Origin of the sequence: Halobaculum saliterrae (genome assembly GCF_009831625.1) — an archaeon.
Taxonomy (GTDB): Archaea; Halobacteriota; Halobacteria; order Halobacteriales; family Haloferacaceae; genus Halobaculum; species Halobaculum saliterrae.
The window spans coordinates 160,688-169,969 of sequence record NZ_WUUS01000011.1; the positions used below are offsets into that span (position 1 = coordinate 160,688).

Consider the following 9,282-nt stretch of genomic DNA (forward strand, 5'->3'; position numbering starts at 1 on the left):
GGAGTGTCGTCCTCGTGTCGACCCCTCGTGCGCTGTACCCTGCTCGGCACGGGCGACGCGCTCGGCGTCCCCGTTCCCCTCTGCGACTGTGAGTTCTGCGCGGCGAGCGACCCGCGACGGCGGCCCGGCCTCCTCGTCGAGGCGGCGGGGACGACCGTCCTCCTCGACGTCCCGCCCGACGTGACTCCCGCGCTTCACGAGGCGAACGTGACCGACCTCGACGCCGTGTTCCTCACACACGGCCACTACGACCACGCGGGCGGGCTCTCCGAACTGAACCACGCCCGCTACGAGCGCCACCTCCTGAACGGCGACGACCTCGGCCACGACCACCCGGTCGCCGATCCCTTCGGAACGTACGTGCCCCGCAGCGTCCTGCAGAAGTACGCCACGGAGCGACCCGGCCTCGTCGAGCGCCTCGGGATGGAGGTCGTCTCCTCCGGCGATCCGATGTCTGTCGGGCCCCTCTCGGTGACGGCGTTCGCCGTCGAGCACGGGGAGCCGCTGTTCCCGACGCTCGGCTACGTCGTCCGCGGCCCCCGGTCGGATTCCGGTCGGGGTGACGACGGCCCGGAGGAGGCGCTCGTCGGCTACGCGCCGGACCTGAACGTCACACCGGACCCCGAGACCGTCCCCGGCGACGGCCTCGACGTCCTGTTCGCCGAGGGATCGGTCCTCGGTGCGGAGCTTCACGCCGACGCCGCCGAGCTACGGACCGGCCTCGATCGCCTCGACGCCGACCGGCGCGTCGCCACGAACGTCTCCGAGCACATGCTCCGGATGCACACCGAGGCGGTCGAGGAACGCGGGCGTGAGTACGGCTACGAGGTGTGGGCCGACGGCGAGCGGGTGACGTTGTAGCGACGGATCGGCGAACTCGGTGTGTGCTGCCGCCTCAGTCGTCGTCCGCGGCCGCCGCGGCCTCGCGCTCGTCGCGCCAGTCGCGGTTCACCGCGGCGACGAGGTCGTCCAGTCGCTCGGAGTGAACCGGCGTCTGCGGCACCCGCAGCGGGGAGACGCTCGCGTCGCCGTCGACGACGGCCGCGCGGTCGGACCACGCGGGGTAGGAGTCGGCGACCTGTTCCAGCGTCGGGTGCCGTCCCGGCTGGTCGAGGCGCGCCCAGAAGTCGGACTCGAGCCGCCAGTCGCCGTCGTGGGTCTCGCGCTCCTCCGCGGACGCCTCGCGCACGTCGACGCCGTAGTCGGCAAGCGGTTCGGTGAGGCGGAAGTCGCAGGCGGGCGCGTCGACGGGGGCGTTCACCGAGAACAGGTCGGCGTCGGCGAGGTCCGCGCGGGAGTCGCCGGCGGCGGCGCCGACGCGATCGACGCTCCCGCCGCGTTCGAGCACGTGCTCGACGAGCAGCCGAGTGAGCCGGGCGGGCGTCTCGAACGTGAACTCCGCGGGCGGGAAGAACTCCTCGCGGTGGTACGCGGAGATCGCGAGGGCCGGGACGCCGAGGTACGCCGCCTCGACGGCCGCGCCGACGGTGCCCGAGTGGCCCATGATGTACTCGCCGCAGTTCGGGCCGTGGTTGCACCCGGAGACGACGAGATCGAAGTCGGTCGAGAGCGCCCTGAGGGCGTAGGCGACACAGTCGGCCGGCGTCCCGTGAACCGTATGGCCCCACTCGTGGCCGTCCACGTCGACGGCGCGCGAGCGCGACCGTCCCACCCCCGACTGGTTCTCCGCCGGCGCGACGACGGTCACGTCGCCGACCGCGCGCAGTTCCTCGTACAGCGCCGCGAGACCCGCGGCGTCGACGCCGTCGTCGTTCGTCAGCAGCACCCGCGCCTGCGAGTCGGTCATGCACGGTGTCGGGCCCTCGCCGCAAAGTGCGCATCGGTCGCTCCGAGCGCGCGACCGTGTCGTGCCCCGACTCGACCGCGAGAGGGACGATGTGACGGGGCGCGAACGCGAGCGCCACGCCCTCGCGGCGGGGCCGGCGACGGCACCCGACTTTTGTGCTCCGGGGTCGTCGATGGGCGCGATGGGGCTCCGTGAGACGGCCGAGGAGGCGTATCGCGAGGCGCTGCCGGCGCTCGCGACGAGCGCGGTCGGCGGGCTGTTCGCCGGCGTCGTCCTCGGCGGGATGCGCGCCGAACTCCGGGCCGTCGAGGGGCTGCTCGTGCTCGTGCCGGCGCTGCTCGCGACCCGCGGGAGCGTGTTCGGGAGCTTCGGCGTCCGGATCGCGACCGGGCTCCACCAGGGGATCGTCGAGCCGCGGGTGGACCTCGGCGACGAACGACTGCGGGCGGCGGCGACGGCCGCGCTCGCCAACGGCGTGCTCGTGTCGCTCGTCGCCGCCGTGCTCACCGTCACGGCGCTCACGCTGTTGGGGAGTCCGGTCGCGCCGCTGCCGGTCATGCTCGGCGTGGCGCTGATCGCGAGCGTGCTCTCGGGGGTCGTGCTGACGGCGGTCGTCCTGCTGGTCGTGTTCGCGGGCTACCGTCGGGGGTACGACCCCGACACGTTCGTCGGCCCGGTGGTGACGACCACCGGCGACGTGGCCGGCGTGTTCTTCCTGCTCGTCGCGGCGCGGACGGTGCTCGCGCTGGTGGACACGTTCGGGGGTGGACCGTAGGTGCCGACCGAGTGGTCCGTTCGCGCGATCACCCGCGCGATGTTGCCGGTGTTGCTCGTGCTCGCGCTCGTCGAGTTGGGGTCGGGACTGGTGCTCGGGGCCCTGGAGGACCGACTGCTTCGGTCGCCGTCGCTGCTCGTGCTCGTGCCGGTCACGATCGGCACCGCCGGCAACCTCGGGTCGATCCTCGCGGCGCGGCTCTCGACGGCGTTCCACCTCGGGACGCTCTCGTTCGACCCGGGCGACGACACCCTCGTCGGAAACGCCGTCGCCACGGTCGCGCTCGCGGTCACGCTGTTCCCGGTCATCGGCCTCGGCGCGTGGGCGCTGGCGGCGCTCCTCGGGGAGGCGACGCTCGCACCCGAAACGGTGGTCCTGGTCGCGCTGTCGGCGGGGGTCGCGCTGGCCGTCCTCGCGGTCGCGGTGACGCTCGCGACGACGTACGTCGCCTATCGCCTCTCGCTCGACCCCGACGACGTGGTCATCCCCGTGGTCACGAACGTCTGTGACGTGCTCGGCGTCGTCGTCCTGTTCGCCGCGGTCGTGGCGTTCACGTAGGCGTCAGCGACGGTCCGGGTCGACGGGCGCGCCGTCCTCGGTCGGCGGGGCGAGATGGTCGACGTACTCCTCGACCGACGGCGAGCGGACGGTCACCTCGACGGAGATCTCGCCCAGTTCGTCGGGCTCGCCGACGGCGAAGTTGACGACCCCCTGGAGGGCGGCCTGCTTCTTCAGGCTGAAGGTGAAGCCGTCGTCGGTGCGGTTTCGCTCGAACTCGCGGCGGGCGGTGTCGAGGATCTCCTGTTCGTGGAGCCTGTCGGAGAAGTCGTCGAGCGTGTGGGTCTCGGCGACGAGCAGCCCCGGCTCGGAGACGAACTCGGCGTTGGGGAACAGCGTCTCGACGGCGTCGCGGACGCGGTCGGTCACCTCGGTGTCGTACACCGGCACCTCGATCCGGGTGTCGACGCTGTAGACGGTCGTCACTTCCCCACCTCCGCGGCGTCGTCGGTGGCCCCGTCCGGCGCGTCGGGAGCGGGGTTCCCGCGCAGCACCGCGCGGACCCGGTCGCGAAACGCCGCGAGCGTGTCGGTGTTGTCGACGGTCACGTCGGCGGCGTCGATGACCTCGCCCATGCCGAACTCGAGTTCGCGCTCCTCGCGGTCGCGGAGGGCCTCGAGGTCGAGGTCGGAGTCGTCCCGGCCGCGCTCGCCGAGTCGCTCGGCGCGGACGTCGAACGGCGCGGTGATGGCCACGAGCGTGAACTCGTCGCCGAAGCGCTCGCGGAACCGCTCCAGTTCGACGGGCGCGCGGAGGCCGTCGACGAGGACGGCGTCCGTGTCGGCCCGACCGGCGGCGTCCTCGATCAGCGGGACCGAGCGCTCGGCGATGGCGGCGGGGCCGTTCTCCTCGCGCAGCGCCCGGGCGATCTCGCCGTGGTGTTCGGCGGGGTCGAGCCCGCGGTCGCGACACTCCGCGCGGATGACGTCCCCCATCGTGACCACGGGGACGCCCTCCTCCTCGGCGACCGCGGCGGCCTCGCCTTTCCCGCTGCCGGGCAGGCCGACCGTTCCGATAACTCGCATCACCGTCCGTTCGGCGCTGGCCGGATTAAAGCCTGCGAGACGACCGACCCCACTCGGTCGCGGCCGCGGTGGCGCGCGGTCGCCGCACACGAGCGGGCACCGCCGCCCGGGACCGCGCCGTTTTTGACTTCGCCGCGTGTGCCCCTATCCGTGGGCGCGTAGCTCAGTCCGGATTCAGAGCGTCGGACTTCTAACCGCGCCGGGATCCCGGCGGGGGGAGCCATCCGACGGTCGCGGGTTCAAATCCCGTCGCGCCCGTGTTTCCGTGTCGCGAGCGACCGGAACCGCTCGAAAGGCGGGATTTGAAGCAGGGAGTGAAGCGAACGGAGTGAGCGGAACGACCGAGGTTCAGATCCCGTCGCGCCCGTGTTTCGTGTCGCGAGCGACGGCGAGATGCGGGTGGGCCGGATCGCGTCAAGGGAGGGTCGGACGGTCGGCGCCTACTGCGGCTGTCCGCCGTCGCCGATCGCGGCGCTGCGCCCGGTCGAAGTCCGGTCGGGGGCGGGGGCGTCGTCCCCATCCACGTCGAAGGTGGCGAGGAGCTGCTGGAGCCGATCGGCCTGCTGTGCGAGCGAGTCGGCCCGCTGGTTGACCTCGGTCATCGTGTCGACCTGATCGCTTGCGGTCTCGGAGACGCGTTCGGAAGCCTCGGCTGTCTCTCGACTGATCTCCGTCACCGGCTCGATCATGGAGACCGTCTCCTCGGTGGTCGCGGCTTGGTCGTCGGTCGCACGGCTGATCTCCTGGATCCCCTGGTTCGTCTCCTCCGCGTTGGTCGCCACTGCCGAGAGGGCGTCGGCGACCTCGTCGACCGCCGCCGCACCCGCGTCGATGTCGGACTCGGCGCTGCGGACGTCCTCGACCGTCCGCTCGGTTTGCGCCCGCGTCTCGTCGATCCGTTCCTCGATGTCGGCGGCCGCCTCCTGTGTCTCCTCGGCGAGCGTCTTCACCTCGTCGGCGACGACCGCGAAGCCGTCACTGTTCCCGTCGGCCGATCCCGAGCCGGCGCGGGCGGCCTCGATGTTGGCGTTGAGCGCGAGCATGTTCGTCTGCTCGGCGATGTCGCCGATGAGGTCGACGATCTCGCCGATCTCGTCCATCTGTGCCTCCAGCGACTGCACGTTGTCGACGGTGGACTCGATCGCCTCCTCGACGTTGCGCATCTTCGCCATCGCCTCCTCCGCGGTCTCCTCGCCCTCGTCGGCGACCGCGGTGGTCTCCGCCGACGTGTCGGCGACCTGTTGGGCCGACGACGCGACCTCCTCGATCGTCGCCGAGAGGGTGCTCATCTCGCCGGCGACCTCCTCCAGCAGCTCGCGCTGCTCCTCGGCGCTCTCGGTGATCTCGCTCACCGACTCGCTCACCGACTCGCTGTCGCGCTCGGCGCTGTCGACGATCGCCGAGGTCTCCTCCGTGGAGTCGGCCACCTCCGCGGAGAACGTCTGGATCTCCCGCATCGCCGACTCGATCTCGTCGAGCATCTCGTTGTAGGCGGTCCCGATCTGGGTCATCGCCTCGCTCTCGCTGTCTGTGTCGAGACGGACGGTGAGGTCGCCGGCGGCGGCGCGGGCCATCCGCGTACTGAACGTGTCGGCCTTCGATTCGAGGTGGGCGTTCAGCTGTTCCACTTCCTCCTTGCGCGCCTCCGCCTGCGCCATCGCCTCCTCGGCGTCCTCGATCTCCTCGGTCTTCGCCGAGACCTGTTCGAGGCGCTCGCGCGATTCCTCGCGCGACTTCTCGATGGAGATCCAGTTCGACATCAGCGCCGCACACAACACGAGAATGAACGCCGCGTGGATGCCGGCCCACGCCCACGGGTTCGCGATCGCCGCCGCGTGGTTGTACACCCGCGACGGGTCGATCAGGCTGAACACGACGTGCCCGCCGGCGACGTAGCCGAGTCCGAGCGCGAACGGGAGCCAGTCCTCGTAGACCGCGATGACCGCCATCACCACGAAGAAGTGGAAGTGTGCCTCGATGTAGCCGCCGGAGAACTGCACCAACAGCGACGACGTCGCCATCAGCCCGACCGACGCCAGCGCGGTTCGAGTCCGGCGACCGAGTCGAGACCACGAGGCGAGCGCGGCCACTGCCGCGACGATGCCAAGTTGGCCGACGACCATCCACGTCGGGATGGACGGGATCGTCGCGCCGGTGACGGCCGATTCAGTCCCCTCGAACAGGCCGAGCCCCAACAACAGCGGAAGGTGCGCGACCAACGAGATCAGGATCTTTCGATGGCGTCGCCGCCACGTCTCCTCGGGGATCGTCCGCCCGTCCGGGGTGTACTTGATCAGCGTCCGAAGCCGTCGGTTCGCCCGCCCGGCGAGGGAATCGGCCGGCCGTTCGCCCCCAGTTATCGCACTCATGACCGGGTGACACGACCGAATCACTAATAAGAGTACACGTCAAATTCACGCATCTGATACCACCGCATTGTATTTTCTCCGTCGAAACGGCAACAATAGCCGTGTCGGTGACGCCGGAGCCGACCGGAGGGGCGACCGCCCGAAAAGGGATCAGTACCGCGAGGGCATGTACGCCATCCCCAAGAGGAGGAACGCGGACAGCCCACTGAGGATCGTCACGCCCCACAGTCCGTTCGTCATCGTCGTCTCCGAGGAGGTCGCCGTCTGGTACTGTTCGTACGTCTCGAACTCCTGTGTGAGAAGCATCGTCGAGTTGTCCGGGAAGTACGCGAAGTACGTGGTCGAACCGACCGTTACGTTCGCCTCGTCGGCCACCGAGATCTCGTTGGTCCGCGGCGCGAAGTACTCCAACGTCGCGGCGTCCGAACTCGCCGACGCGACCGTCGCGGTGTTGTCCTCGATGCCGTCGAGCTCGTCGCCGATCGCGTACTCGCGCGTTTCGGGCGCCGGGAAGTACTCGTCCGCGGGGATCAGCGTACGGTTCCCGTCCTCGCGTTCGACGACGTACTCCTCCCCGTCGACGGTCGTCGTCTCGTTCTCGACGGTGGAGTCGTTCTCAAGGATCGCCGTCCGGTCGACGACCTCCGTCAGGGTGAACGATTCGGATTCGCTGTCGGTAGTAACGGTCCAGTCTTGGCCGTCGTATGTGACGGTCGAATCGTTCGCCCACTCGACCGTGTACCGGGCGGAGTCGTTCGTGTACTCCAGCGTTCCCGACCGCACCAGGTGCGCCTGACCGCCGCCCCCGTGACCGCCGCCACCGCCACCCTCCATCTCGGCGGAGATATCGGAGACGGTGTACTCCTGCCCGTCGAGCGTGAAGGAGTCTCCCTGACTCAGTTCGTGATCGGGGTTATCGAACGTGAGCTGCGGCGCGCTCGCTGTCGCGATGAGCGAGAACGAGGCCGCTCCCACGACGAGGAAGAACGCGACGTAGATTGCCGCGGCGCGTCGTTGCATACGTGAGCCACGGACCGCCCGGAGTTTAACCGTTTTCTTTCGGGGAACACGTCACTCGTCGGGACACGATCGCGTGTACGGTACAGGAAAGCCAAGGGCCGGATTTGAACCGGCGTGGTTCTCCTCTGCAGGGAGATGCGTATGGCCGGACTCTGCCACCTTGGCGCAACTGTTGAGAGTCGAGTGAGGCGGTTAAGTGTAGCGGATCCGAGCCTCGTGGAGACGCTCGACCGTCGGCGGTCGGCGTCGCCACTGGTCGGGGTCGGACAGTGGTGGATATGAAAATGAAAAAAGCCCACCAGCGCGGTGCTGGTGGGCTTGAATCGCGTATGAGTGGTGGGCGGCGAACCGGTGTTTCCAGAGGCTCGCGCACTCCAGGACTTACCGGAACGCTGGCGGGCTTAACTTCCGTGTTCGGGATGGGTACGGGTGGTGCCCCGCCGCTGTGGCCGCCCGAAGGCCGACCATCGGGAACGATCCGATGTAACGCCTACGTCGGTCTCCGACCGATAATGTACGTGCAATCCAGGTAACGCCTGGACCCGTTCACAACGGGTCCCAGTGCATATGAGTGTGGCTTGACCTGTTAGTGCTCGCGGACTGAACGCCTCGTTGCCTCGGCGCGTACATCCCGAGTCTATCGAACTCGTCTTCTACGAGTGGTCTCGGTGGTATCTCTTTTTCAAGTGGGTTTCGAGCTTAGATGCGTTCAGCTCTTACCCCGTGTTGCGTAGCTTCTCGGCAGCTGCCCTCTCGGACAACCGATACACCAGTGGCAACCATTCGTAGTTCCTCTCGTACTATACGAACGTTCTCGTCAGATACCGTAACACCCCCAATAGATAGCAGCCGACCTGTCTCACGACGGTCTAAACCCAGCTCACGACCTCCTTTAATAGGCGAACAACCTCACCCTTGCCCGCTTCTGCACGGGCAGGATGGAGGGAACCGACATCGAGGTATCTGTTATCCCTAAGGTAGCTTTTCTGTCGTAAATCCGGGCCATTGAGGCCCTTGATCCGTTCGCTAGACCACGCTTTCGCGTCAGCGTCACTCGCTTGGAATGACACTGTCAGACTTCCTTGTGCTCTTGCGCTCTTCCGCGGGTTCCTGTCCCGCGTGAGGAAATCTTGGGGCGCGCTCGATATCTTTTCGAGCGCGTACCGCCCCAGTCAAACTGCCCGGCTACCGGTGTTCTCCTCCCGGAGTGAGAGTCGCAGCCACTGACGGGTAGTATTTCAGTGTTGACTCGGTGGCCCGCTGGCGCGGGTACCTGTGTAGCGTCTCCTACCTATCCTGCACGTCAGCGGCCACGTCTCAGCGACAGCCTGCAGTAAAGCTCTATAGGGTCTTCGCTTCCCCTTGGGGGTCTCCAGACTCCGCACTGGAACGTACAGTTCACCGGGCCCAACGTTGGGACAGTGTGGCTCTCGTTGATCCATTCATGCGAGTCGCTACTGAAGCGACAAGGTACTACGCTACCTTAAGAGGGTCATAGTTACCCCCGCCGTTGACAGGTCCTTCGTCCTCTTGTACGAGGTGTTCAGATACCTGCACTGGGCAGGATTCAGTGACCGTACGAGTCCTTGCGGATTTGCGGTCACCTGTGTTGTTACTAGACAGTCGGAGCCACCGAGTCACTGCGACCTGCCCCGTCGAGGGCAGGCATCCCTTATTGCGAACGTACGGGACTAACTTGCCGAATTCCCTAACGTCGGTTGCTCCCGT

Annotated in this window: 8 protein-coding genes, 2 tRNA genes and 2 rRNA genes; 4 read left to right on the forward strand and 8 right to left on the reverse strand. The window is 68.1% G+C overall.

What is annotated here, in order from left to right:
* The first annotated feature begins 27 nt into the window (after positions 1-27).
* Positions 28-861, forward strand: coding sequence for an MBL fold metallo-hydrolase (locus GRX01_RS16610; RefSeq protein WP_159670249.1), 834 nt, complete (start codon positions 28-30; stop codon positions 859-861).
* A 34-nt stretch (positions 862-895) separates the two neighbouring features.
* Here GRX01_RS16610 and surE read toward each other — a convergent pair whose 3' ends face one another.
* Positions 896-1,807 carry a 5'/3'-nucleotidase SurE gene (surE, locus tag GRX01_RS16615; protein ID WP_159670268.1) on the reverse strand — a complete coding sequence of 304 codons (912 nt, stop codon included), beginning with the start codon at positions 1,805-1,807 and terminating at the stop codon, positions 896-898.
* Between the two features lie 181 nt (positions 1,808-1,988).
* Here surE and GRX01_RS16620 point away from each other — a divergent pair, with 181 nt between their 5' ends.
* Both GRX01_RS16620 and GRX01_RS16625 read left to right on the forward strand, forming a co-directional pair.
* Positions 1,989-2,582, forward strand: a complete 594-nt coding sequence (locus GRX01_RS16620; RefSeq protein ID WP_159670327.1) for a magnesium transporter — start codon at positions 1,989-1,991, stop codon at positions 2,580-2,582.
* Complete coding sequence (locus GRX01_RS16625; RefSeq protein ID WP_321168176.1) at positions 2,583-3,140, forward strand: magnesium transporter; 558 nt, start codon at positions 2,583-2,585, stop codon at positions 3,138-3,140.
* A gap of 3 nt (positions 3,141-3,143) precedes the next feature.
* Here the strand turns inward: GRX01_RS16625 and GRX01_RS16630 are convergent, their stop codons facing one another.
* Together GRX01_RS16630 and GRX01_RS16635 are read right to left on the reverse strand one after the other, a co-directional pair.
* Entirely contained in the window at positions 3,144-3,566 is a 423-nt protein-coding gene (locus GRX01_RS16630) for an RNA-binding domain-containing protein (RefSeq protein WP_321168177.1), read from the reverse strand.
* Positions 3,563-4,165, reverse strand: a complete 603-nt coding sequence (locus tag GRX01_RS16635; RefSeq protein ID WP_159670271.1) for an AAA family ATPase — start codon at positions 4,163-4,165, stop codon at positions 3,563-3,565. Before GRX01_RS16635 ends, GRX01_RS16630 begins: the two co-directional genes overlap by 4 nt.
* Before the next feature lie 152 nt (positions 4,166-4,317).
* Here GRX01_RS16635 and GRX01_RS16640 point away from each other — a divergent pair.
* Positions 4,318-4,423: transfer RNA gene (locus GRX01_RS16640), tRNA-Arg, on the forward strand.
* Positions 4,424-4,605: 182 nt separating this feature from the next.
* On the opposite strand, the gene GRX01_RS16645 is transcribed toward GRX01_RS16640, so the two are convergent.
* The 5 genes from GRX01_RS16645 to GRX01_RS18950 all read right to left on the reverse strand — a co-directional run.
* Positions 4,606-6,534: a methyl-accepting chemotaxis protein gene (locus GRX01_RS16645; protein ID WP_159670273.1), complete on the reverse strand. Its 1,929-nt coding sequence runs from the start codon at positions 6,532-6,534 to the stop codon at positions 4,606-4,608.
* A gap of 150 nt (positions 6,535-6,684) precedes the next feature.
* Positions 6,685-7,554: a hypothetical protein gene (locus GRX01_RS16650; RefSeq protein WP_159670275.1), complete on the reverse strand. Its 870-nt coding sequence runs from the start codon at positions 7,552-7,554 to the stop codon at positions 6,685-6,687.
* 89 nt (positions 7,555-7,643) lie between these two features.
* Positions 7,644-7,719, reverse strand: a tRNA-Cys gene (locus GRX01_RS16655).
* Between the two features lie 170 nt (positions 7,720-7,889).
* Positions 7,890-8,011, reverse strand: a 5S ribosomal RNA gene (rrf, locus tag GRX01_RS16660).
* Between the two features lie 109 nt (positions 8,012-8,120).
* A 23S ribosomal RNA gene (locus GRX01_RS18950) occupies positions 8,121-9,282 on the reverse strand; the annotation flags it as partial.